The sequence below is a fragment of the Nocardioides sp. YJ-D4 genome, assembly GCF_054031495.1.
The window spans coordinates 2,212,110-2,235,749 of record NZ_CM132932.1 but is presented as its reverse complement, the minus strand read 5'-3'; the positions used below and the strand labels follow the sequence as shown (position 1 = coordinate 2,235,749).

21 protein-coding genes are annotated in these 23,640 nt (G+C 69.2%); 14 read left to right on the top strand and 7 right to left on the bottom strand.

The window, feature by feature from the left end:
• The first annotated feature begins 148 nt into the window (after positions 1 to 148).
• Positions 149 to 4,195: a carboxypeptidase regulatory-like domain-containing protein gene (locus tag ACW14X_RS10625; RefSeq protein WP_457165570.1), complete on the top strand. Its 4,047-nt coding sequence runs from the start codon at positions 149 to 151 to the stop codon at positions 4,193 to 4,195.
• Positions 4,196 to 4,345: 150 nt separating this feature from the next.
• Positions 4,346 to 5,503: a hypothetical protein gene (locus ACW14X_RS10620; protein ID WP_457165569.1), complete on the top strand. Its 1,158-nt coding sequence runs from the start codon at positions 4,346 to 4,348 to the stop codon at positions 5,501 to 5,503.
• A gap of 4 nt (positions 5,504 to 5,507) precedes the next feature.
• Here ACW14X_RS10620 and ACW14X_RS10615 read toward each other — a convergent pair whose 3' ends face one another.
• Positions 5,508 to 6,083 (bottom strand): mismatch-specific DNA-glycosylase, encoded by a 576-nt coding sequence (locus ACW14X_RS10615; protein ID WP_160025377.1) that lies wholly within the window; start codon positions 6,081 to 6,083, stop codon positions 5,508 to 5,510.
• A 77-nt stretch (positions 6,084 to 6,160) separates the two neighbouring features.
• On the opposite strand from ACW14X_RS10615, the gene ACW14X_RS10610 reads away from it, so the two are divergent.
• From ACW14X_RS10610 to ACW14X_RS10590, 5 genes are all read left to right on the top strand, one after another.
• Positions 6,161 to 6,691 (top strand): hypothetical protein, encoded by a 531-nt coding sequence (locus tag ACW14X_RS10610; protein ID WP_457165568.1) that lies wholly within the window; start codon positions 6,161 to 6,163, stop codon positions 6,689 to 6,691.
• Positions 6,692 to 6,701: 10 nt separating this feature from the next.
• Positions 6,702 to 7,943, top strand: a complete 1,242-nt coding sequence (locus ACW14X_RS10605; protein WP_457165567.1) for a site-specific DNA-methyltransferase — start codon at positions 6,702 to 6,704, stop codon at positions 7,941 to 7,943.
• 18 nt (positions 7,944 to 7,961) lie between these two features.
• On the top strand, positions 7,962 to 8,789 hold the full coding sequence (locus ACW14X_RS10600; RefSeq protein ID WP_457165566.1) for an MBL fold metallo-hydrolase: 828 nt from the start codon (positions 7,962 to 7,964) through the stop codon (positions 8,787 to 8,789).
• 109 nt (positions 8,790 to 8,898) lie between these two features.
• Positions 8,899 to 9,549: an HNH endonuclease family protein gene (locus ACW14X_RS10595; protein WP_457165565.1), complete on the top strand. Its 651-nt coding sequence runs from the start codon at positions 8,899 to 8,901 to the stop codon at positions 9,547 to 9,549.
• A gap of 128 nt (positions 9,550 to 9,677) precedes the next feature.
• Positions 9,678 to 10,793 (top strand): FUSC family protein, encoded by a 1,116-nt coding sequence (locus ACW14X_RS10590; RefSeq protein WP_160025372.1) that lies wholly within the window; start codon positions 9,678 to 9,680, stop codon positions 10,791 to 10,793.
• Positions 10,794 to 10,887: 94 nt separating this feature from the next.
• On the opposite strand, the gene ACW14X_RS10585 is transcribed toward ACW14X_RS10590, so the two are convergent.
• On the bottom strand, positions 10,888 to 12,015 hold the full coding sequence (locus tag ACW14X_RS10585) for a glutamate--cysteine ligase (protein ID WP_160025371.1): 1,128 nt from the start codon (positions 12,013 to 12,015) through the stop codon (positions 10,888 to 10,890).
• Between the two features lie 82 nt (positions 12,016 to 12,097).
• Between ACW14X_RS10585 and ACW14X_RS10580 the strand changes: the two genes are divergently transcribed.
• Positions 12,098 to 13,438 (top strand): threonine/serine exporter family protein, encoded by a 1,341-nt coding sequence (locus ACW14X_RS10580; protein WP_350838461.1) that lies wholly within the window; start codon positions 12,098 to 12,100, stop codon positions 13,436 to 13,438.
• On the opposite strand, the gene ACW14X_RS10575 is transcribed toward ACW14X_RS10580, so the two are convergent.
• Genes ACW14X_RS10575 through ACW14X_RS10565 form a run of 3 tightly spaced genes read right to left on the bottom strand, consistent with a single transcriptional unit; the run spans position 13,433 to position 16,322 of the window.
• Positions 13,433 to 13,957, bottom strand: a complete 525-nt coding sequence (locus tag ACW14X_RS10575; RefSeq protein WP_160025370.1) for a DUF402 domain-containing protein — start codon at positions 13,955 to 13,957, stop codon at positions 13,433 to 13,435. The genes ACW14X_RS10580 and ACW14X_RS10575 overlap by 6 nt on opposite strands.
• Positions 13,958 to 13,974: 17 nt before the next feature.
• Positions 13,975 to 14,811, bottom strand: coding sequence for an SDR family NAD(P)-dependent oxidoreductase (locus tag ACW14X_RS10570; RefSeq protein ID WP_457165564.1), 837 nt, complete (start codon positions 14,809 to 14,811; stop codon positions 13,975 to 13,977).
• Entirely contained in the window at positions 14,808 to 16,322 is a 1,515-nt protein-coding gene (locus ACW14X_RS10565) for a flavin-containing monooxygenase (RefSeq protein ID WP_457165563.1), read from the bottom strand. The genes ACW14X_RS10570 and ACW14X_RS10565 overlap by 4 nt, the downstream gene beginning before the upstream one ends.
• Positions 16,323 to 16,371: 49 nt before the next feature.
• Between ACW14X_RS10565 and ACW14X_RS10560 the strand changes: the two genes are divergently transcribed.
• From ACW14X_RS10560 to ACW14X_RS10550, 3 genes are all read left to right on the top strand, one after another.
• Positions 16,372 to 16,971 carry a TetR/AcrR family transcriptional regulator gene (locus ACW14X_RS10560; RefSeq protein ID WP_350716619.1) on the top strand — a complete coding sequence of 200 codons (600 nt, stop codon included), beginning with the start codon at positions 16,372 to 16,374 and terminating at the stop codon, positions 16,969 to 16,971.
• Positions 16,972 to 17,162: 191 nt separating this feature from the next.
• Complete coding sequence (locus ACW14X_RS10555) at positions 17,163 to 17,759, top strand: RNA polymerase sigma factor (RefSeq protein ID WP_457165562.1); 597 nt, start codon at positions 17,163 to 17,165, stop codon at positions 17,757 to 17,759.
• Entirely contained in the window at positions 17,759 to 19,015 is a 1,257-nt protein-coding gene (locus ACW14X_RS10550; protein WP_457165561.1) for a hypothetical protein, read from the top strand. The genes ACW14X_RS10555 and ACW14X_RS10550 overlap by 1 nt, the downstream gene beginning before the upstream one ends.
• Positions 19,016 to 19,084: 69 nt before the next feature.
• On the opposite strand, the gene ACW14X_RS10545 is transcribed toward ACW14X_RS10550, so the two are convergent.
• A complete protein-coding gene (locus tag ACW14X_RS10545) occupies positions 19,085 to 19,675 on the bottom strand; it encodes a TetR/AcrR family transcriptional regulator (protein WP_457165560.1) in 591 nt (196 codons plus the stop codon).
• Between the two features lie 47 nt (positions 19,676 to 19,722).
• On the opposite strand from ACW14X_RS10545, the gene ACW14X_RS10540 reads away from it, so the two are divergent.
• The 3 genes from ACW14X_RS10540 (at position 19,723) to ACW14X_RS10530 (ending at position 22,256) form a co-directional block, all read left to right on the top strand.
• Positions 19,723 to 20,550: an arylamine N-acetyltransferase family protein gene (locus ACW14X_RS10540; protein WP_457165559.1), complete on the top strand. Its 828-nt coding sequence runs from the start codon at positions 19,723 to 19,725 to the stop codon at positions 20,548 to 20,550.
• 114 nt (positions 20,551 to 20,664) lie between these two features.
• Positions 20,665 to 21,189: a SigE family RNA polymerase sigma factor gene (locus ACW14X_RS10535; RefSeq protein WP_457165558.1), complete on the top strand. Its 525-nt coding sequence runs from the start codon at positions 20,665 to 20,667 to the stop codon at positions 21,187 to 21,189.
• The gene (locus tag ACW14X_RS10530; RefSeq protein WP_457165557.1) at positions 21,186 to 22,256 is read left to right on the top strand and encodes a nitrate- and nitrite sensing domain-containing protein; all 1,071 of its coding nucleotides are present in this window, start codon (positions 21,186 to 21,188) and stop codon (positions 22,254 to 22,256) included. The genes ACW14X_RS10535 and ACW14X_RS10530 overlap by 4 nt, the downstream gene beginning before the upstream one ends.
• A gap of 106 nt (positions 22,257 to 22,362) precedes the next feature.
• On the opposite strand, the gene rocD is transcribed toward ACW14X_RS10530, so the two are convergent.
• The gene (rocD, locus tag ACW14X_RS10525) at positions 22,363 to 23,601 is read right to left on the bottom strand and encodes an ornithine--oxo-acid transaminase (RefSeq protein WP_457165556.1); all 1,239 of its coding nucleotides are present in this window, start codon (positions 23,599 to 23,601) and stop codon (positions 22,363 to 22,365) included.
• Between the last annotated feature and the right edge of the window lie 39 nt (positions 23,602 to 23,640).

Sequence of the window (23,640 nt, the reverse complement as noted above, 5' to 3'; positions counted from 1 at the left end):
TGCCGCGCTCCAGCGCTCCGAATGACTGCGCCTGTAACAAATCAGGAGAACGGTTTCCCGTGGCAATAATCGATCCGTCCGCATTACCCGGGAAAACGCGCACGATCTGTCACGGGCTTTGCCGACGGTTTCCGCAAGGAGACCCACCTTGAGATATTCACGCCTCGGCCGATCGGCCGTAGCAGCCACAGGCATACTCGCCGCCACGGCCGCGATGCTTGCCGCCACCCCCGCATTCGCCGGCACCCCTACAGCCGACGACAAGGCCCCCGCGGCCAAGCTCACGTCCACCCTCGAGTCGAAGTTCGAGAAGTCGGAATCGACCGACTTCTGGCTCCGGTTCTCCGACAAGGCCAACCTCGGGCCCGCCACGTCCATCAAGGACTGGACCGAGCGTGGTCAGTACGTCGTCGACGCGCTGGAGAAGACGGCGAAGGCCTCCCAGGCCGGCGCCGTCGCCCAGCTCGACGCCGCCAAGGCCAGCTACAAGACGTACGCGATCTCGAACGCGATCCTGGTCAAGGACGGCTCCGAGGACCTGGCGCTGAAGCTGGCCGCCGATCCCGAGATCAAGACCGTCCACGAGCGGGCCAAGCTCTCGCTCGTGGAGCCGGTCAAGGAGGAGTCCGCCACCAAGGCGCCGCAGGGCATCGAGTGGGGCATCGACTTCATCAACGCTCCCGAGGCCTGGGAGCAGGGTGCCACCGGCGCCGGCATCGTCGTCTCCAGCGTCGACTCCGGCACCGACTACACCCACCCGGCCCTGGTGAACCACTACCGCGGCAACAACGGCGACGGCACCTTCACCCACGACTACAACTGGTACGACGCCTACGGCGACTGCTCCAGCGGACCCTGCGACCTCGACGGCCACGGCACCCACACCATGGGCACCATGGTCGGTGACGACGGCGCCGGCAACCAGATCGGTGTCGCGCCCGACGCTGAGTGGATCGAGACCAACGGCTGCTGCGGCACCGACGCCGGACTCCTCGAGTCGGGCTGGTGGCTGCTGGAGCCGACCGACTCCGAGGGCGAGAACCCGGACGTCTCCAAGCGTCCGCACGTCATCAACAACTCCTGGGGCTGGAACGGCGTCGGCTACATCGACTCCTTCTTCGACGACGTGAACGCCGCCTGGAACGCAGCCGGCCAGTTCTCCTCGTGGGCCTCCGGCAACCCGGGCTCGATGTGCCAGGGGACCTCCTCGCCGGGCGCGAACACGCTCACCTACTCGGTGGGCGCGGTCGACTCCTCCGGCACGGTCGCCTCGTTCTCGGGCCGCGGCCCGGGTCAGGACGGTCTGACCAAGCCCAACATCGCGGCGCCGGGTGTGAACGTACGCTCGTCCGTTCCTGGTGGTGGGTACGCCAGCTACAACGGCACCTCGATGGCCGCCCCGCACCTCGCGGGCGCCGTCGCGGCGCTGTGGAGCTACAACCCGACCCTGATCGGCAACGTCGAGGAGACCCGCCGCCTGCTCAACGAGGCGGCGACCGACGTCGACGACACCACCTGCGGTGGCACCGCCGAGAACAACAACGTGTACGGCGAGGGGTACCTCGACCTGGCGCGCCTGATCGCCCTGGCTCCGGCCGAGGGCGGCACGGTCGCCGGCACCGTCACCAGCGGCGGTGAGCCGATCGAGGGCGCGACCGTCGAGCTCGACGGCGAGGCTCTCGACCGCACCCTCACCACCGACGCCGAGGGCCACTTCTCGGCCGGCGTCTTCGTCGGTGACTACGACCTGACCACCTCCGCCTTCGGGTTCGTCACCGAGACGGGATCCGCGACGGTCACCCAGGACGCCACCACGACCGTCGACTTCGATCTCGCCGAGGCTCCGAAGCACACGGTCAGCGGCACGGTCACCAACGCCAGCACCAACGCCCCGATCGCCGGGGCCGAGATCCAGCTCTCGCCGGGCAACCTGTCCGCGACCTCGGGTGCCGACGGGACCTACTCGATCGCGGGCGTCCCGGAGGGGACGTACACGATCTTCACCGAGGGGTCCGGCTGTGCCGAGGCCACGAGCTCCGAGATCGAGGTCACGGGCGCCAAGACCCACAACGTCAAGGTGGTCTTCTCCTACGACGCCTACGGCTACTTCTGCTCGGAGGGCTCGAGCGGCGTACGCACCGGCACCACCGCGCTCGGGCTCGAGGGTGACGACGCGGCCGCCTCGGTGGACCTGCCGTTCAGCTTCCCGCTCTACGGCGGCAGCTACGCCAAGGCGTACGTGGCCTCGAACGGTCACGTGAACTTCCTCGCCTCCAGCACGGCGTTCAGCAACGGTGCGATCCCGTCCACGGGCGTGCCGAACGCGGCGATCTACCCGTTCTGGGACGACCTCGACGCCCGAGGTGCGGCCGACGTGTTCACCGGCGCGACGACGGTCGGCGGCGAGGACGCGTTCGTCATCGAGTGGCGCGACCTCTACCCGCTGAACGGCTCGGACCAGCTGCTCGACTTCTCGGTCACCCTCTTCGAGGACGGCCGGGTCGAGCTCGGGTACGGGGACCTGCCCAGCACCGATCGCGGTCGGGGCAGCTCGGCCACCGTCGGTATCGAGAACGCCGCCGGCACGATCGCCACGCAGTTCTCCCTCAACACCGCATCGCTGAGCGACGACAAGTCGATCACCTTCGACCTGGCCCCGATGGGCACGGTCTCCGGTGTCGTCAAGGACTACAACACCAAGGAGGGCATCGAAGGCGCCGAGGTCACCCTGACCCCGACCGCCGGCGGGTCCGTCAAGACGGTCGAGACCGGCGCCGACGGCTCCTACAGCGTCGACCTGGTGACCGGTGCGTACGGCGTGAGCTTCACCGCGCCCGACTACGACCCGATCAGCCGCAACGTCACCGTCGCCGAGGACGCCACGCTCACCTCCAACGCCCAGCTCAAGGCCGGCCGGCTCGCCGTCACCCAGACGGCGCTGAACGCCAGCCTCGCGATGGGTGGCTCGGTCTCCCGCAACCTGAAGATCGCCAACACCGGGTCCGCGCCCGTCGAGGTCGATCTGGGTGCCAGCGGCGAGGAGATCGTCATCCAGGGCGACAAGACCGCCTCGGCCGGCGTCACCAAGAGCGTCACCACGAAGGCCACGACGGTCGAGACCAAGCCGGGTGCCGGCTCGAAGGCGTCGGGCCTGACCTCGTCGAAGTCGGGGAGCAAGCTGGGTTCGTCGGGCCAGCCGTCGGTGACCGCTCTGGCGCCGACCCCCGCGGGTGAGACGACCCTGTCCCACTCGAGCTCGCACGAGGTCGTGATGTCCAGCTCGGTCGCGTGTCCCTCGGGGACCACGACCATCCTGCGCACCTACTCTCCGGGTGACTTCGGGGTCTCCGGCGGCTTCACGCCCACCAGCGTGAGCTTCGCGGTCCAGGAGTCGGCGAACGGGAGCACGCCGGTGACAGCGACGCTCTACACGCTGCCGGAGGGCGCGGCGTTCACCTTCGCCAACCTGACCCCCATCGGGTCGGGTACGACGACGGTGACCGGTGACTTCGGGGCGACCTACACGGTGCCGATCGCGGCGTCGGCGGAGATCGCGCCGGACGACATCCTGGTCGTCTCCGTCGCCGGTGGTGCGGTCTACTTCGGTGGCAACGCCGCCGCCGAGACCTCGCCGACCTACCTGGCCTCCGATGCCTGCGGTACGCCGGAGCCGACCGACGCCGCGGAGCTCGGGTTCCCCGACTCCAACATCATCCTCGATGTGACCGGTGAGACCGGTGGCGGTGGTGGCGTCGCGTGGCTGGACGTCCAGCCGCCGTCGTTCACCCTGGCACCCGGCAAGTCGGTCACCGCGATCGCCACGTTCGCGGCCACGGTCGACCAGCCGGGCACATACACGGCCGACGTGGTCATCGGGAACAACACGCCCTACACCGTGGCGCCGGTCCCGGCGACCATGATCGTGAAGGCGCCCTCGGGCTGGGGCAAGATCACGGGCACGGTGACGGGCTCGGGTGAGGCGCTCGAGGGTGCGGTGGTGGCCCTCGACGGCGTGTCGTACGACGTGACGCTTCGGACTGATGCGGACGGCACCTACGGGTACTGGATGCAGAAGTCCAACGCGCCGCTCCAGGTGGTCGTCGCGGCCGACGGGTTCGTCCCGGCGACCAAGAAGGCGCAGATCGTGGCTGGTCAGACGACTGTCTACGACTTCGACCTGAAGCCGCTCGACTAGCACTCGACCGGCTCGACAGCGAGGCCCCGGGCACCATCTGGTGTCCGGGGCCTTCGCGTGTTTGTTCGGAACGGCTCTGGCGCGACTCGAATGTCGGTGCTGCGGTGTACGATCGCGGCGCCTGCGAGAACAACCCCCTAACCAGCCCCTATGCCTCATTCCTCCATGCCGGCCGTCGCCGAGATCCTGCGCCTGCGGGCTCCGTTGAGCCTGCAGGTCCTGCGCGCCGCTTTGAAGGGCAAGCGAGTGCTGCTGACCGAGGAGGAGCTGCTCGCCGTGCTGAGCTCGGGCGGCTTCGTCGAGGGGCCGCCGGGGCAGTGGAGCCTGGCTCCGGCCTCGACCGCGGCGCCCGCGCCGGCTCGGTTCAACCAGGCCTCGCTGGCTTCGCGTGCGGGGGTCGAGGGTGACGTACTCCTGAAGGTGCTGGACGCGCTGGTGACCGACCACCCCGAGGTCAACTGGGGTGCGCTGCGGGACCGGCTCGAGTCGGGCGCCGATGTGGCGGTCTCCGACCGCACGCTCGGGCTGCTCGAGGAGGGCGTACGCCGCTTCGAGGTCGCCCGGCTGAAGGCCGAGAAGCAGCAGGCCGAGGAGCGTGCCCGGGAGGCGGAGCGGCGCCGCGAGCTTCAGCAGCTGGCCGAGAGCGAGGTCGCGATGCTGCGCGCCGAGCTCGACGACGAGCGCCGGCGCGCCCACGACGCGGCCCTCGAGCGGGACCGGCTGCGCCAGGAGGCCGAGAAGCTGGTGGCGCTGAAGGAGCAGGAGACCGCCTCGTGGGTCGCCACCGCCGCGGGCGGGTGGATGCTCGACCTCGGCGCGCCGGAGACCTTCGGCGAGGAGAAGCTCCGTCAGGCGCTCGGCCAGCTCGAGTCGGCCCTGGTCGTGCTCAACGTGAGCATCGGGTCGCGCGAGCTCGAGGCGGTCGTGGTGCATCCAGGTGGGGTCGCGGTCGTCGAGCAGCACGACATCCCCTCGACCGCCGGCATGGTCGAGGTGCCGGCCGCGGGTGCGGCGTCCGTCGACGGCCGCCCGCTGGAGGTCGCCGATCCGCGGGCCGATGTGCTCGCCGCCGTACGTCTTCTACAGAAGACCGCTTCCCTCGACCTCGCCTACCTGCCCGTGCTCGCCTTCCAAGGGCCTGCCGAGGCCGAGGGTGAGGACGTGCTCGTGTGTCTCACCGCCGAGGTCGACCTCGCCGTCGACGACATGCTCCACTCCCAGTCGTCGCGGGTCTCGGCCGACGACGCGGTGGCGCTGCTGGCGAAACTCGGGGTCCCTGACCTGCCGGAAGCCCCGTCGGGGTTCTGATGGCTTAGATCAGGCCGGCGGCGCGGGCTGCTTCGGCGTAGGCCGCGGCGAGGGTGGGGACGGTTTCGTGGGCGTTGAGGCCTGACGGGTTCGGTACGACCCAGAGCTCGGCTCCGGCCAGCGGCTCCGGCTGGAGGCCCTGCTTGGCCTTGGGGCGGTTGAACGCGGTCCGGTAGGCGGTGATCCCGGCGATCGCGACGACAGCAGGTTTCCTCCGTGCGACCAGGGAGAACAGCTCGGCGCCGCCCTCCTTGAGCTCGGCGTTGCTGAGCTCGGACGCCTTCGCCGTGGCGCGACGGACGATGTTGGTGAAGCCGATGCCCCGGGCTCGGAAGTAGTCGCGGTCCTCCGGCGTCATCCCGGCCGAGGCGTCGATCGGACGGGTGGTGATCCCGGCCCGGAAGATCGCGGGATAGAACCGGTTGAGCGGGTGCGCGAAGTGGGTCTGGGTCGCTGCCGTCCACAGGCCGGGGTTGATGCCGACGAAGAGGAGGCGCAGCGGCTGGTCGTCTGCCGGAAGGAGGTCGGGTACCGAGGCGCCGTAGTAGGTCTGGAGCTCGGCCTGGGTGAAGCGGGCCACGGCGTGATCCTTCCATCTCCGTAACGACGTGCCGGTCGGGGGTGCAACAGCCGGGTGCCGTGGGGAGTATGTGAAATATGCACCCCACGCGTCTTCTCCCACTCGCACTCGCTGCGACGGCGCTCCTGGTCTCCGCCTGCGGCACCGCCGAGGAAGCGACCGACCCGGGCTCGAGCCCGTCGGCCTCGCCTTCCGGAACCCCGAAGCCGAAGCCGCAGCCCGAGCCGTCCCGCCCGCCGAGCTCGGAGAAGCCCGTACGCGGTCTGGTCTCCGCCGGCGGCGCGGCCGAGGGCGACCTGGAGAAGACCGCGACGGCCCTCCCGGACGAGGCTGCGATCAAGGCGTACGCAGCCACGCTGGGCACCTCGCTGCAGGCGTCCTTCACCACCGAGGCGACCAGGCTGCTCGCGCACGTCCCGTCGGGCCAGCGGCTCTATGCCCAGACGGTCTACGACGGCTGCGAGGCCCCGGACCCGGCGACGATCACGGCCGGGACGACCGGTGATGACGTGGTCCTGAGCGTCACCCCGCCGAAGAGCACCAAGATCCAGTGCCTGGTGGCCGAGCGATCGGTCGCGTTGCTCTCGACCGATCTCCCGGTCGGCTAACGTTCCCCGCGTGGGGGAGCCGTGGAACACCTTCGTCGAGGGCGACAACCTCGATGTTCTTCGGGCGCTCTCGGTCGCGGGGGAGAAGTTCGACCTGATCTACATCGACCCGCCCTACAACACCGGCAGCCTCTTCGCCTACCACGACGACCGGCGCGGTGAGGACGGCCGTCGGGCCGGTCGCCACGAGGCCTGGGTCGCGATGATGAGGCCGCGGCTGCAGGCGGCGCGCACCGTCATGTCGGAGCGCGCGGCGATCTACGTCTCCATCGACGACAACGAGGCCGCCCACCTCAAGGTGCTGATGGACGAGGTCTTCGAGGAGCGCAACCAGCTCGCGCAGATCGTGGTCAACCTCAACCCCAAGGGCCGCCAGCTCGGCAACGGGTTCGCGACGTCCCACGAGTATCTGCTGGTCTACGCCAAGGACGCCCGGACCTGTGCGCTGGAGTCGAGCATCCCCGAGGCCGTCAACGAGCAGGACTTCCCGCTCGTCACCGACGACGGGCGCCATTACCGGCGGCTGCCGCTGCGCAACACCAACAAGAAGTTCAACCCGGCGACCGCCAGGACCCTCCACTTCCCGGTGTGGGGCGACCCGGAGACCGGTCGGGTCGGGATCGAGCCGTTCGAGGGCGGGCAGGAGATCTGGCCGGTCTTCGGTGACGGCCGTCCGGCGGTCTGGCGGTGGAGCGCCCCGCTGATCGCGGCCCGCCCCGACGACCTGATGTGCCGTCGCGTACGCGGGAAGCTGGGGGAGCGGGTCGACGTCTACCAGCGCGACTGGCTCTCCCGCGATGCCTCCGGCGAGGCGAGGCGGAAGAAGCTCACCACGATCTGGATGGCCGAAGAGATCGGCTCGACCGACACCGCCGTCGCGGAGCTGAAGTCGCTGGTGGGGCCGCTGTTCGAGTCGCCGAAGCCGACCGGCCTGATCCGGCGGATCCTGGCCACGATGCCGGCCGACGCCCGGGTCCTCGACTTCTTCGCCGGCTCTGGCACCACCGGCCACGCGGTCGCGCTGGCCAACGTGGAGGACGGGGCGCGGCGTACGTGCTGGTCCGTCCAGATCGCCGAGACCACCCGGCCCGGCTCGAACGCGGCCAAGGCCGAGATGGCGTACGTCTCCGACATCACCCGCGCGCGCCTGCGGGCTGTGGTCGCGGCCCACGGGAACGGCGGCGCGAAGGGGTTGGTCGAACGCGACATGGGTGAGCTTCTCGAAACATCTGGCGTGACGCGGGGCGCGTAGGAGGGCAGGATCGCGGCCATGGCTCTCAGCGTCCCCCGCCTCCGGATCGGCTCCACCGAGATCATCGCCCTCGCCGACGGCGAGGGCGCGTTCTTCTCCCCGCGCGCCGATGCCTTCCCTGAGGCCACGGCCGATCAATGGGCCGAGGTCGACCGCTACGATCCGCGCGCGGTCGACGCCGAGGGCCGCTGGTGGCTCCAGTTCCGTGCCTATGCGATCCGCAGCGACAAGGGCCTCACCGTCGTGGACGCCGGGATCGGTCCGGCGGACAGCCCGGCTGCCTCGTGGGCGCCCGTGCCCGGTGTGCTTCCTCGGTCGCTCGACGCCGCGGGCATCGACCCGGCCGAGGTCGACACGGTCGTGCTCACCCATCTGCACACCGACCACGTCGGCTGGGCGGTCGTGACCGAGGCCGGCGGCCGCCGCCCCTATTTCCCGAACGCTGAATACCTGCTCCAGCGGGCCGAGTACGACGCCCTCGACGCGCTCAACCCCGGGCTTCGGGAGACTCTCACCGACCCGCTCGCGGCGGCCGGCCGGCTCCGGCTCCTCGACGGCGACACGCCCCTGCGCGCCGGGCGTACGGTCGCCACGCCCGGTCATACGCCCGGGCATCAGAGCGTGCTGGTTGCCGAGGGGCGCGAGCTGGTGCTCGTCACCGGAGACCTCCTGGTGCACGCGCTGCAGCTGCTCCACCCCGAGCTCGCCTACTCGAACGAGGTCGACCCTGAGGCGGCCAGGCACTCGAGGGAGCGCATGCTCAACCGCGAAACCGCCGGCACGCTTCACCTGGCGACGCTTCACCTGGCGACGCCGCATCTGACGGAGCCGTTCATCTCCGCGTGATCGCGCCACTGGGTGAACTTCTCGAAACATCTGGTAACCGAGTTACACGGGGCGCGTAAAACGCGGCATCGTCTGGGGGCGACCGAACACCTCACCTCGGGAGACCCCCATGAAACTCCGTGGCCTGTTCATCCTCGCCTGCGGCGCCCTCGTGCCGCTCACCATTCCGGCGGCAGCACACGCCGAGACCTACTCCCAGCCGCTCTCGACCGCCATCGGCGACCTCCCGGTCGCGGCCGAGAACCGCACCGGCTACAGCCGTGACCTCTTCCAGCACTGGATCGACGCCGACGGCGACGGCTGCAACACCCGCAACGAGGTGCTGATCGCGGAGGCCGAGGAGGCCCCCACGGTCGGCTCCAGCTGCTCGCTGTCGGGCGGCCGCTGGTACTCCTACTACGACGGACTGTCCTGGACCCTCACCAGCGACATCGACATCGACCACATGGTCCCGCTCGCCGAGGCCTGGGACTCCGGCGCCCGCACCTGGACCTCGACCGAGCGCAAGAACTACGCCAACGACCTCGGCTACTACGGCTCCCTCGTCGGCGTCACCGACAACGAGAACCAGGAGAAGTCCGACGCCGACCCGGCCGAGTGGATGCCCGACCTGCAGAAGTGCCGCTACCTGAAGGAGTACGTCTCGGTGAAGATCCGCTGGCGCCTCGCCGTCGACAGCACCGAGAAGTCCGCCCTCACCAACCTCACCTCCGCCAACGGCTGCGGCAGCCAGAGTGTCTCGGTGACCCTCGCCCGCTGACCCCGCGCCGAGTCCGCAGAAGTGGCGGCCGAATCCGTAGAAATGGCAGCCGAGATCCCGATCTCATTCGCCAGTACGACCGATTCGGCCGCCACAACTGAGGACTCGGCTGCCTTAGGATCTGCGGCATGGCGTTCTCTGCTCCGCGAGTCACCCGTGAGCAGGTGAATTCCGACGTACGCCGCCGGCTGGCACGGCTGAAGTCGAAGCGGTGGCACGTGCTGCAGGCCGCCGCGGCAGCCGGGGTGGCCTGGTTCATCGCCGCCACGCTGCTCGGCCACGCCCAACCCGTCTTCGCGCCGATCGCGGCGGTGGTCAGCCTCGGCACCTCCTACGGCCAGCGGCTGAGGCGGGTGACCGAGGTGACCATCGGGGTCGCGCTCGGGGTGTTCCTGGGTGACGTCGTGGTGCAGGTCATCGGCGAGGGTGCCTGGCAGATGACCCTGGTGGTCGGGATGGCCATGGCGGTGGGGATCTTCATCTCCTCGGGTCAGGTCTTCCGCAACCAGGCCGCGGTGCAGTCCATCTTCGTGATGGGGCTGCTGCCGACGCCCGGCGCGGCGTTCACGCGCTGGACCGACGCGCTCATCGGCGGTGCGGTCGCGCTGGTGGCCGCCTCGATCGTGCCCGCCGCGCCGCTGCGGCGGCCCGGCGAGCAGGCGGCCGTGGTCGCCAAGAAGATCGCCTCGCTGCTGCGCGCCGCCGGCCAGGTGATGCTCGACGCGGACGCGGTCCACGGGCTCAAGGTCCTCGCCGACGCGCGCGCCACCGACCCGCTGATCCGCGAGCTGCAGGACGCCTCCGACGAGGGCATGTCGGTGCTGGCCGTCTCGCCCTTCCGGTTCCGACATCGCAGCCACGTACATCGCATGGCCGAGCTCGTCGAGCCGCTCGACCGCGCGCTGCGCAGCACCCGGGTGCTGGTGCGGAGGGCGGCGGTGTCGGCCTACCGCGGGGACGTGGTGCCGGAGAGCTACTACCAGCTGGCCTTCGGGCTCGCCGACGCCGTCGACGTCGTCGAGGCCGAGCTCGCCGCGGGCCTCGGCCCGGACGGACTGAGCGGGGAGGCCAGGTCGGTGCTGCTCGCCGTCGGCGAGCATTCGGCCGAGGTGGAGCGTACTGAATCGCTCAACGCCGAGGTCATCCTCGTCCAGATCAGGTCGATCATCGTCGACCTGCTCGGGGTCACCGGGATGGGGCAGTTCGAGGCGACCGACGCGCTGCCGCCGTTACCGCCTCGCTGAATGCTCACCGAGGTAACTCGGCGAACGCGTACTGACTTCGGGGAACTCCACGAGGGAAGTGACGGCTGACCGAGGTACCTCGGTCAGCATCCCGCTAGAGCGACCCGCGCAGGTCGCGTACGACCGAGTCGACGACCGCGACCAGGTCGCCCTCGGTGGAGGCCGCGATGGCTCGTTGTCGCTGGTAGGAAGCACCCTTGTGGATGATGTCGTGCACCCCGGCCAGCTCCTTCTCGCAACCCAGGCGCGCGGCCACCGGCTCCAGGCGCACCAGCAGGTCCGCGAGGTCGTCGGTGACCAGCCGCTCCTCGGAGGCGTCGTTGAGGATCACGATCGCGTCCAGGCCGTAGCGGGCGGCGCGCCACTTGTTCTCCTGGACGTGCCACGGCGGCATCGTGGCCACCGGCTCCCCGGCCGCCACCCGGGCGTCCAGGTCGACACAGAGACAGTGCGCCAGCGCGGCGATCGCGGCCAGCTCCTGGATCGTGGAGACCCCGTCGCAGATCCGGTTCTCGATGGTGCCGATCCGGGGCGAGGGCCGGATGTCCCAGCGGATCTCGCTGATGTCCTCGATCACGCCGGTGACCGTCTGGTCCGAGACGTACGCCTCGAACTCCTGCCACGTCGAGAACTGGAACGGCAGCCCGGCGGTCGGCAGCTGCTGGAACATCAGCGCCCGGTTGGAGGCGTAGCCGGTGTCCATGCCCGCCCAGATCGGGGACGAGGCCGACAGCGCCTGGAAGTGCGGGTAGTAGGTCAGCAGCCCGTTGAGAACCGGGAGCAGCCGGTCCCGCTCCGGCATCCCGACGTGCACGTGGACGCCCCAGATCAGCATCTGCCGGCCCCACCACTGGGTGCGGTTGATGAGCTCCTGGTAGCGATGCCCCGCGGACAGCTCCTGCCTGGTCCAGGACGCGAACGGGTGGGTGCCGGCGCCGAAGAGATCCACGCCGAGATCGTCACCGGCACGGACCACACCGGTGGTCGTCTCGCGGATCTGGTCCATGGCCTCCTCGACCGTTTCGCAGACCCCGGTGACGACCTCGACGGTGTTGCGCAGCAGCTCCTTGTGGATCCGCCCGGGGTAGGGAACCCGTGCCTTGGCGCGGGCGAAGATGTGGTCGGCGACGTTGACCAGATCCCGGGTCTCGCGGTCGACGAGCGCGAGCTCCCACTCGACGCCGAGCGTCGGCCGGGGGGAGGGATGGAAGTCGATCCGCATGTAACGAGCGTTCCTTGCACGGGCCCGTTTGTCGAGCATCGTGAATGCCTGTCGTTCACCGGGCCGGTGGCACCCTGTGACGGTGGACGCGCGTGAGGTGAACCTGACTCTGGACTTCTGCCTCCGCGTCGGTGAGCTGCTGATCTCGACCGGCGCCGGGGCCGCTGACGTGACCGCGACGATGAGGTCGCTCGCCCAACATCTGGGGCTTCGCGAGGCCGAGGTCGACGTCACCTACACCAGTCTCTCGATGAGCTATCAGGCCGATCCCGAGGCGATCCCGATCCACACCACCCGCCAGGTCAAGAACCGCACCATCGACTACGACCACCTGACCGCCGTCGACCACCTGGTCCGTCAGGTCGTACGCGACGAGGTCGACCTCCAGGGCGCCCGGATCGCGCTCGGCCGGATCATCTCCGGCGGCCACCGCCGGCCACGCTGGGCGGTGACGCTCGGCATGGCGATCATGGCGGCCGCGTTCACCGTCTACGTCGGCGGTGAGCTCCGCGTCGTCATCCTCGCCTTCATCTCCGGTGCCGCGATCGACCAGCTGCAGCACTTCCTCCACCGCCGCTGGCGGCTGCCGCTCTTCTACCTGCAGGTCGCCGGCGCGGGCCTGGCCACGCTGCTCGCGGTCATCGCCGCGGCGCTGCCGCTGGATCTCGACGTCTCGACCTCGATCGCCGCCAACATCACCGTGATGCTGGCCGGGATCAGCTTCATGGGCGCCCTCCAGGACGCCCTGACCGGATTCCACGTCACCGCCAGCGCCCGGATCATGGAGGCCCTTGTCTCCACGGCCGGCATCATCGCCGGGGTCACCGGCGGTCTGGTCTTCGCGGGCGCGGTCGGAGTGCCGATCGACGGCGCGGTCTCGGGCGGCACCACGTCGCTGCAGTCGATCACGCTCGCCACCGCGGGTGGTGCTGTCGGCGCAGCGGCCTTCGCCTACGCGGCGTACGCGCCCAAGCGGACGCTGCTCCCGATCGCTGTCATCGCCGGCGTCGCCGTGATCCTGTCGATCGTCGTACCCGGCGACGTCGGGCGTACCTGGCGGGTGGCGGTGGCGGCCCTCTTCATCGGTCTGGTCGCCTACTCGGTCGCCACCCGGCTGAAGGTGCCGCCGCTGGTCGTCGTGGTCTCGTCGGTGGTGCCGTTCCTGCCCGGCTACTCGATCTACCGCGGTCTCACGATGCTCGCCCAGGAGACGCCAGCGACCACCTCGGTCGGCCTGGTCGCCCTCTTCACCGCAGCCTCGGTCGCGCTCGCGCTCGCCTCCGGCGTCTACCTGGGCGAATACATCGCCCAGCCGCTCAGCCGCCGGTCGTGGCGGATCGAGACGCGCCTGTCCGGGCCGCGCCTGGTCGGTCCGCTGCGGAAGGACCGGGCCCCGGTGCCTGTCGCGGACATCGACTCATAGGCCGCTCAGCACCTCGAACCAGCGCTCGGGCGTCGTGTCGTACGGCGCCTGGCTCTCCTTGACGGCGAGGAAGACGCGCTCGGCGGAGTCCTCGGTCATCGAGATGATCTCGGGCGGATAGCCGTACTCGAGCTGGTGGTGCTCGAACTCGTCCTCGTCGTCGATGTAGACCGAGCCGTCGAACTTCTTGACCACGTCGAGGTCCAGGTCGATGCAGGTGACCGTCGAGTCCTGCCACACCGGCGGGGTGCACATGTCGACATATATCTGCGAGCTCACCCGGTTGTTGGGCCGGTTGAAGGCGGGGAAGTGGGCCGCGTCGTGGTGGGGGACCAGGCTGACCGACTCCCAGTCGGCGACCCAGCCATGGCCGGGGCGGGCGAACTCGGTGCCGACCGGGTGGCCGATCCACTCGCCGTGCTCGTCCTCGCCGAGGTAGAGGCCCGTGAAGGACCAATGAGGCCGGCCACCCCACTTCGTGAACTCGACACGAACAGGGTGACCGGCCTCGAAGCGCATGGCGCTCAGTCTAGGGATCAGCCGTTCTTCTTCGGCATCACATACTTGGCACCCATCGCGATGAGGTCCTGGTAGCGCGAGCCGGTGAACTTGCCGAAGTTGTGGATCACGTGGGCGTCGAGGCCGACCAGCACGCGGGCCTGCTTCTTCTCGATGCCCTTGACGATGATCTCCGCGGCGCGCGACGGCTCCATCTTGGCGAGCTTCTCGTCGAAGAACTTCGCGGTCGCGGCCTGGTCGTCCTTGGCCGAGACGCGGGCGCTGCGGGCGACCGCGGTCTTGATGCCACCGGGGTGGACCGAGGTGACGCCGACGTTGTGCCCGTCGATCAGCATCTCCTCGCGCAGCGCCTCGGTGAAGCCGCGCACGGCGTACTTCGCCGCGTTGTAGAAGGCCTGGTCGGGCATCGAGACTAGCCCGAACAGCGAGGAGATGTTCACGATGTGCGCGTCGCCGGACTCGATCAGGGCCGGCAGGAAGAACTTCGTGCCGTGCACGACGCCCCACCAGTCGATGCCCATGATCCAGTCGATGTCCTCCCAGTCGAGGTCGTTGACCCGACCCGACAGCGCGACGCCGGCGTTGTTGATCACCACGTTGACCTGGCCGAAGTGGGCGATGACGCCCTCGGCGTACGTCTTGAAGGCCTCGCGGTCGGCGACGTCGAGCCTGTCCTCCTTGATCTCGCGGGCCCCGGCCTGCTTGGCGAGCTCGACGGTCTCGGCCAGACCGGCCTCGTTGACGTCGGAGAGCGCCAGCCGGGCGCCGCGGCCGGCGAGGTTGACCGCGAGGGCGCGGCCGATCCCGGAGCCGGCTCCGGTGAGTACGACTACCTTGTCGTCGAAGGACTTCATGCGGGGACACTCTCCTTGGTCGTGGTGGCGGCGGTGACGGCGTACTTGTCGACGTCGAACTTGCTGGTCAGGTGGCGGAACAGGAAGGTGAAGCTCGGCCACAGGGTGGTGTTGCGGCCGTGCTCGTCGAGATACCACGACGCGCATCCGCCCTCGGACCAGACGGTGTTGTCCATCTTGCGCTGTAGGTCGTCGTTCCAGGCGGAGGTGGCGTCCTCGGTGGGTTCGACGGTCGCGTAGGAGTTGGTGCGCATGGTGCGGATCGCGTCGCGGATGTACGCCACCTGCGACTCGATCATGTAGACCATCGAGGAGTGGCCCAGGCCGGTGTTGGGGCCGACCACGAAGAAGAGGTTGGGGAACTCCGGAACCGTGGTGCCCTTGTAGGCGCTCATCCCGGTCTCCACGAACCGCTCGGCCATGGTGCGGCCCTTGTTGCCGGTGATCGCGTGGGCGATCGGGAGGTCGGTGGTGTAGAAGCCGGTGGCCACGACGAGGACGTCGATCTCGCGGCTGGTGCCGTCCTGGGCGACGATCGCGTTCTCGCTCACCCGGGCGATGCCGTCGGTGATCAGGTCGACGTTGTCGGCGGCCAGCGCCGGGTAGTAGGCGTTGGAGATCAGCGTGCGCTTGCAGCCGAGCGTGTAGTCGGGAGTGACCTTGCGGCGCAGCTCGGGGTCCTTGATGCCGCGGCGGATGTTGTTCTTCGCCATCAGCTCGTGGGCCAGGGTCAGCTTGGGCTGCACGGCGAGGCCGAGGACACGGACCTCGAGGCCCCAGTAGACCGCCGCTCGGGCGAGCCGCTGGACGCCCGGGACGTGGCGGAAGGCGGCCTTCTCGAGCTTGGAGTAGCGGTGCTCGTTGCGGGGGAGGACCCACGGCGCCGTGCGCTGGTAGACGTCGAGGCGAGCGGCCTTCTTCTGGATCTCCGGGACGATCTGGATCGCGCTGGCGCCGGTGCCGATCACCGCGACACGCTTGCCGGTGAGGTCGACGTCGTGGTTCCACTGGGCGGAGTGGAAGATCTCGCCCTGGAAGCCTTCGATGCCCGCGATGTCCGGGAGCTTGGGCTCGGAGAGCGCGCCGGGGCCGGCGATGACGGTGGTCGCTGCGTACGTCTTCTTCCCGGCCTTGCCCTCGGTCTCGACGAGCCAGCGCTGCCGGGTCTCGTCCCAGGTCGCGGTGGTCATCGTGGTGTCGAAGACGAAGCGGTCCAGCGTGCCGGACTGCTCGGCGACCTTCTTGATGTACGCCTCGATCTCCGGCTGGGGCGAGAAGCTCATCGACCAGTCGGGGTTGAGCGCGAAGGAGTAGCTGTAGAGCTGGCTGGGGACGTCGCAGGCGGCGCCGGGATAGGTGTTGTCGCGCCAGGTGCCGCCGACGCCGGAGCCCTTCTCGATGACGACGAAGTCGCGCTCGCCGTCCTCTTCGAGCTTGATCGCCGCGCACAGGCCTCCGAAGCCGGCACCGACGATCAGGTGGTCGACATGGGTGAGGTCAGCAGTGGTCATACTTCGAGTATGGCTTGCCTATTGAACAGATGTCAATAGAATGGTGAGCATGAGCCAACGGACGAGACTGACGCCCGAGCAACGCCGCGAGCAGCTGCTCGATCTGGGCATTCGCCTCTTCGCGAACCACTCCCTCGACGAGATCTCCATCGACGTGGTCGCGCGTGAGGCAGGCATCTCGCGCGGGCTGCTCTACCACTACTTCGGCGACAAGATGGCCTTCCGTGAGGCGGTCGTGCGCCGCGCCGCCGACGCGCTCGTCGCCCAGACCGCCCCGCCCGAGACGGGGGAGCCGGTCGAGCGCCTGCTCGCGTCGATGACGGCCTATGTGGACTTCGTCGACGCCAACTACGAGGGGTACGTCTCGATGGTCCGCGGCGCCGCCAGCGACCCCGTCCTGCGCCAGATCTACGACGACGCCTTCGGCGCCCTCGGGGCGCGGATCTTCAAGGCTGACGTCGACTTCGTCGTCGACACCCCCGCCGCCCGCTTGGTCGTCAGGGGCTGGCAGGCGATGTCGGAGGAGCTGGTGCTCTCCTGGAAGGCCGATCCTGCCGGGCTGTCGCGCGAGGATCTGCTGGGGATGCTGGCGGGGTCGTTGCCGGTGCTGCTGGAGATGCTGCCCGGGGCGGGTCCGGGCGAGCTGTAACACGTCGTTCGTAGCACTATCCGGTCGTTCAGAACGACCGGATAGTGCGTGTAACAGCGTGTTACACCCCCCGCTGCCCTCGCCGACCATCGCCAGGAGCGGTCACCCCGGGACCGGCACGTAGATGACGGGCCTGACAATGGGAGGCCCGGAGTTGGAACCACTCCGGGCCTACCGGACATAGAGGGTGCGTGAGAGGTAGTGAGTCGCAGAGCTTCGGGCTCGTGGTGACGGAGAACGACAGCGGTCTGGCGGAGCGTCTGCGCCGGGGCGACCACGAGGCGATGGCGGAGCTGTTCGGGCGCTATGCGGATCCGGTCTACAACTTCTGCTTCCGCCGCGTGGCTTCCTGGAACCTCGCCGAGGACGTGATGTCCCAGGCGTTCCTGGAGGTCTGGCGGGTGCGGGAACGAGCGGTGGCCTACGACGGCTCGCTGATGCCGTGGCTCTTCACCGTCGCCGAGAACGTCTGCCGCAACGCCACCCGTGGTGCCCGCCGGCAGAACGCGCTGGCGGGCAGGCTGCAGCTGGTGCGGGTCGACGACACCGAGGACCACGCGGACGGAGTCGTACGCCGCCTCGACGAGGAGCGCCGGATGTCCGAGCTCCTCGCGGCTGTCGACAGGCTCAGCCGCAAGGACCGTCAGATCCTGATGCTCATCGCCTGGGACGGCCTCTCGTATCTGCAAGTTGCCCAGGCTCTCGACATCCCTGTCGGGACCGTACGCAGCCGGCTCTCCCGCGCACGCACGCGGGTCGCCGCGCTGATGGGTGAGGGGGAGAAGTGATGACTGGAATTCCTGAGCGCAGCCTGCGCCCTCATGTGAAGGCGCGGCGAGAGGCGGAGCTGATGCAGGCGATCTCCCAGGAGAGTCGTACGAAGAGGTGGGCGGTGCCTGTCGCGGCTGCCGCCGCGGTGGCGATCACGGCGGCCGGTGGTGTCGTGGTCACCCAGAGGACGTCGTTGCTGAAGGGCGACGAGCAGATCGCAGGTCCACTGAAGACGTCTGCGAAACCGTCGCCGGTGCCCGACCAGGTGGTAGCGCCGGTGAAGGTCCCCGGGGACGACGTCACGGGGCTGTGGCCCGCGGCATTCAACGGCCACGGAGTCTCGTGGTCTCGCGACATCCCGGTGCTTCAGAAGTACCGAGACGTCCTCGCCGAGCATCTGGATCCCGCCGGGGAGCACCTCGAGAAGACCGTCTCGAACATGCAGGCCGGTGAGGCGGGCAGTGGGCGCCGCATCGGTACGAAGCTGGGGTGGACCGTCGAAGGCGAGGACGGTCTCGGGATGATTCAGCTTGCCGTCGGGTCCGGTTGGGATGGAGTCGGCTTCCTGTGCGATGACCCCGGGTGGACCTGTGAGGACGTCGACCACCCGGGAGCGAAGGAGGCGAGAGTCGCGACGAATGGCGGCGCACGGACCTATGCCGTCGAGCGCTCCGACGGGACGGTCGTCGCGATCACCCTCGACTCGCTGTTCGGTAACAACTCGACGATCCCCGTCTCCGGTGTCGACCTCGGGGAGAAGGAGGTCATGGCGGCTGCTGCCGACCCCCGGCTGGTCGTCCCGGAACTCGATCTGCCGCCTCAGGTCGATGCCAAGGAGCTGGGCAGGACCGCGCTGAAGACGCTGGTCCCGCCCGGAACCCCGGCAACGTGGCGCGACGGCATGCCCATGCGCTTCGACCACGAGGCGTACGTCGTTCTGACCGACGTCAAGCAGGACATGGCGGACAGCTTCTCCAGTGGCGAGCCGGGCTTTGTCGAGGTGCGGCTGGAGGAGACGCTCAACCCGATCCAGATGGACAAGGCGTGCCACCGCGCCGTCTACAAGCGCTGCATCATTCGCACCGTCGATGGCAACGAGGTCTTCATCGGTCTCGGCAAGAACCGCCGCTGGATGGGCAAGCCCGCTGATCCGGTGAACCTCGTCGTCTTCCAAGGCCCCGTCTACACCGTCAGCGTGTACGGCGACAGCGCGATCCCGGTGGACCGCGCCGTCGACTTCGTACTCGATCGGAGGTGGCAGCCGCAGAGCTGAGGGGCCGGCTCCGCGGCTTTGGGGCCGGGGAAGCGGTAGAGAGCTCCTCGACGCTCTTCCCTGATTCGCTCAGGCTGTGAAGCCCGCGGTGGCCTTCGCGGCGGCGCGGAGAAGTCGGTCGGCCGTAGGTCGGCCGGCGGCCGACGTCGCCATCCCGACGGCGAGCGCGGCGCCGAAGGCCGCGCCGACCATCGCGTGCGCCGTCTCCTCATCCAGGCTGTCGGCGTACGCGGTCGAGAGGGCGTCGGCCAGAGCATGCTGGGTGGTGAGCGCCCTCCCGACGAAGGTCGCCCGTAGGGAAGGAACTGCCGTCACCAGTGCGAGACGGGTCGCCTCCAGGGAGGTGCCCGGCTCGCGGGTCGTGCCCGCGGCTGCGTCGATCATCGCTCGCAGTGCCCGGGAGAGGCATTCCGTGGGCGGCTCGCCCGGTGACCGATCGCGTACGGCCCGCACGCCGACCTCGGCGATCGCCGGCCCGTCGGTGAAGACGAGCGAGTCCTTCGTCGGGAAGTAGTTGAAGAAGGTGGCCGGGGAGACTTCGGCCGCCGCCGCGATCTGGCTGGTGGTGGTCTCGTCGTAGCCCTGTTCGGTGAAGAGCTCGTAGGCGATCTCGACGAGTCGGCGTCGAGTCCGTTCCTTCTTGGTGTCGCGGAGTCCCATGGCGGCTCATTCTAGACTGACAATAATTTTAGAGTTACTCTAAAAATATGATCGACGCCTTCCTCGACCGACTCGGAGAAACGCGGCCCGTCCGGCCGGACTTGGCCTGTCTGCGGAACTTGCATCGTGCGTGGCGCGAGCGCGTGCCGTACGAGAACCTCGACGTCCAGCTCGGCCGGCCGGTCCGTCTCGATCCGGAGGCGCTTGTCGACAAGATCGTCGTGCGTGGCCGGGGTGGCTACTGCTTCGAGCAGAATGGCGCCCTCGCCCTGTTGCTCGAAGCAGTCGGGTTCGAGGTGACGATGGTCGAGGCCGGTGTCATGCGTGAACAGCGCGGCGACGGGCAGTGGGGCAATCACAACGCGCTGTTGGTGACGATCGGTGGTGAGACGTGGCTGGCCGACGCGGGGATCGGGGATGGGTTCCTCGAGCCGTTGCCGCTGCGCGAGCTGGCCTGCGACCAGGACGGTCTCGTCTACAGCATCGAGCGACTGGACCGTACGACCTGGCGAGTTCATCACCATCCAGGCGGCACCATCAGCAGCTACGACCTGCGAACCGAGGCGCGTGAGCTGAGCGACTTCGCCGCGCGGTCCCGGGAGCTCACGACCTCTCCGTCCTCGCCGTACGTGACCACGCTGATGGCCGCACGGCCCGCCGGTGGCGCGACCGCGCTGCTGCTGTCACGGACCGTACGCCACCTCGGGGTCACCCGCGGCGAGCCGCGAACCCTGGCTGCTCGCGATGAGTTCGCGGACGTCCTGGCGCGAGACTTCCTCGTACCTCTCGACGATCTCGGCGTGAGCGGGGTGGACGAGTTGTGGGAGGCAGCCGGTCGCCAAGACGATCTGTGGCGCACGAGAATCCGGGGCTGACGGGCCCGGTGCTGCTGTTCGCGCTCGAGGCCATCACGTCGTCCAGGCCCCAACCGATCCAGCGCCGGCTACGTCAATAGGGCGTCGGGGGTTGGAACCGGAGGAGGAGAGACGTTGAGCAGGGACGAGGAGTTCACCGCCTACGTCAGGGACAGACGCGCGCATCTCTACCGCGCGGCGTACCTGTTGTGCGGTGACGAGCATCGCGCCGAGGACATCGTGCAGCTGACGCTGTCGAAGGTGTACGCGGCGTGGCGAAAGGTGCGGAAGGCCGACAGTGTCGATGCCTACGTACGCAGGGTGCTGGTCAACAGCCACCTGGACGAGGGCCGTCGTCCGTGGCGGCGTGAGCGGGCCGGCGAGATCGTCGACCGGCCGGCGCCGAGCGGCCCGGACACCGAGGACCTCGATGAGCTCTGGACCGCACTGCGTGCGCTTCCCGCAGGTCAGCGGCGAGTCGTCGTGCTCCGTCACTACTGGGGTCTGTCGGTCGAGGAGACCGCTGCGGACCTCGGCATCAGCACCGGGACGGTCAAGAGCCAGACCTCGGCTGCCCTGGCCAGCCTGCGCCGCGCCCTCGGTCCCGACCATGCTGCCCCTGATGCTGCCCCCGATGCTGCCCGAGGAGGCCGGCGATGAACATCTTCGACGACGACACCCTGCTGCGCGAGCGCCTCTACCGCATCGGCGCCACCGCTCCGGTCCCGCTCGTGGACCCCTCCGAGGACGTACGCCGCGGCCGCCGCCGCGTGCGCTCGGCGCGACTGTTCATGGCCGCCGGGACCATCATGGCGGCCGGGATCATCGCCATCGCCGGGGTCGCGCTGCGGCCTCTCGTTGCGGATCGGGCCACCGACCCGGCCGTTTCCCCCACGTCGACATCTTCCTCGTCGGTGCGCCACGCCGAGTCGGTCGCGCAGGCCCTGCCCAGCACGTTCGGCCTGGCGATCAACCTGATCTTCGAGCGCGACGCTGCCCTCGCGGACGTCCCAAACGTGGTGATGAAGCCGATCCAGGAGCAGACCGACGAGGCCGTCGTGACCTGGACCGCGAAGGCGGAGAAGATCGACGGCAGGGACCAGGAGCTCGCTGACCTCGTCTCCGAGATCCAGCAGTCGTTGGCCGCCCTGCCGGAGACGCGATCCATGATGCGTACGGAGGAGACTCGGCTGCAGGGGGCGCTGGCCTTGTCGACGCTCTCCAACGGCCTCCTCGCGATCTCGACGCTCGTGCCGTATGTCGGTGACGCCGAGATCGACGACGAGATCGAGGCGCTCGGCCACCTGGGCCCGGCCTTCCAGTCCTTCGGTACGCAGAAGAGCCTCATGGCGAAGGCACTCGCCAAGCGCGAGGTCATGCGGGGTACGGGCGCTGCGGGCGCGGATGTTCTCAGCAAGCAGGAGTTCGCCGAGCTTGCTCGGGCCGAGGCTGAGTGGCGCCTGTCGCTCTCGGCGCTCTACACGTCGAGCTCGGAACCTCAGCGCGACTTCCTCGACGAGATCACCAAGAACACTGCCACCAACGGGGCCGTCGGGGTTCCCGCGCAACGGGCGGTCAACCAGGTCCTGACCACCGGCAACCTGGACCGGGTCACGATGACGCCGGACCAGCATGTGGCGTCCTGCACCGAGCTGTTCCGCGGGCTGCAGAACCTGGCCGTCGCGGCGGCGAACGAGCTCATCGACGACCTCGCCGAGGTCGACTGAGCCCGGCACGGCGAAACGGCCGAGATGGTAGTTGTGGGCGACGAAAGTAGAGTTTCGTCGCCCACAACTACAGATTCGGCCTGCCAGAACTGCAGGCTCGCTGGGGTCAGGCCGAGACTGCCGCCTCGAGCTGGTCGAGGGCCCAGTGGAGGTCCTCCTCGGCGATCACCAGAGGCGGCGCGAGTCGGATGGTGGAGCCGTGGGTGTCCTTGGCGAGTACGCCGCGGGCGAGCAGGCGCTCGCAGATCTCGCGACCGCTGGCGATCGCCGGGTCGATGTCGACCCCGGCCCACAGGCCGCGGGAGCGGAAGCCGACGATGCCCTTGCCGACCATCGCCAGGAGGCGGTCGCGCAGGACCTGGCCGAGCGCCTCGGCGCGCGCCTGGAACTCGCCGGTCTCCAGCAGGTCGATGACGGCGGTGCCGACCGCGCAGGCGAGCGGGTTGCCACCGAAAGTGGAGCCGTGCTGGCCGGGGCCGATGACGCCGAGCACGTCGCGGTCGGCGACGACGGCCGAGACGGGGACGATGCCGCCGCCGAGGGCCTTGCCGAGGATGTACATGTCCGGCTTCACGCCGGCGTGGTCGCAGGCGAAGGTGTAGCCGGTCCGGCCGAGGCCGGCCTGGATCTCGTCGGCGGCGAAGAGCACGTTCTCGCGGGTGCAGACCTCGCGCAGCCCGATCAGGAAGTCGTCGCCGGGGATGACGACGCCGGACTCACCCTGGATCGGCTCGACCAGAACGGCCACCGTGTTGGGGGTGATGGCGGCCTCGATCGCGGCGAGGTCGGCGTAGGGGACCATCACGAAGCCGGGGGCGAACGGGCCGAAGCCGTCGCGCGCGTCGGCGTCGTCGGAGAAGCCGACGATCGTGGTGGTGCGGCCGTGGAAGTTGCCGGCCATCACGATGATCTCGGCCTGGTCGGCCGGGACGCCCTTGACGTCGTAGCCCCACTTGCGGGCGACCTTGATCGCGGTCTCGACGGCCTCGGCGCCGGTGTTCATCGGCAGCACCATGTCCTTGCCGCACATCGCGGCCAGGCGGGCGGTGAACTCGGCGAACTGGTCGTGCACGAACGCACGGGAGGTCAGCGTGACCTTGTCGAGCTGCTCGCGGGCCGCGGACAGCAGAGCGGGGTGGCCGTGACCGAAGTTCAGCGCGCTGTAGCCGGCCAGCATGTCGAAGCAGCGGCGGCCGTCGACGTCGGTCACCCAGGCGCCCTCGGCGTGGCTGATCACGACCTCGAGGGGGTGGTAGTTGTGCGCGGAGTGCGCCTCGGCGGCCGCGAAAGCGGCGGGGGTCAAGCTGGTCGCAGCGGTGGCCTGAGCCTCGTTGAGCAGGGTCATCGCACTCCTCCATCTGTGGGGCGTTCTCGGTGATCTGAG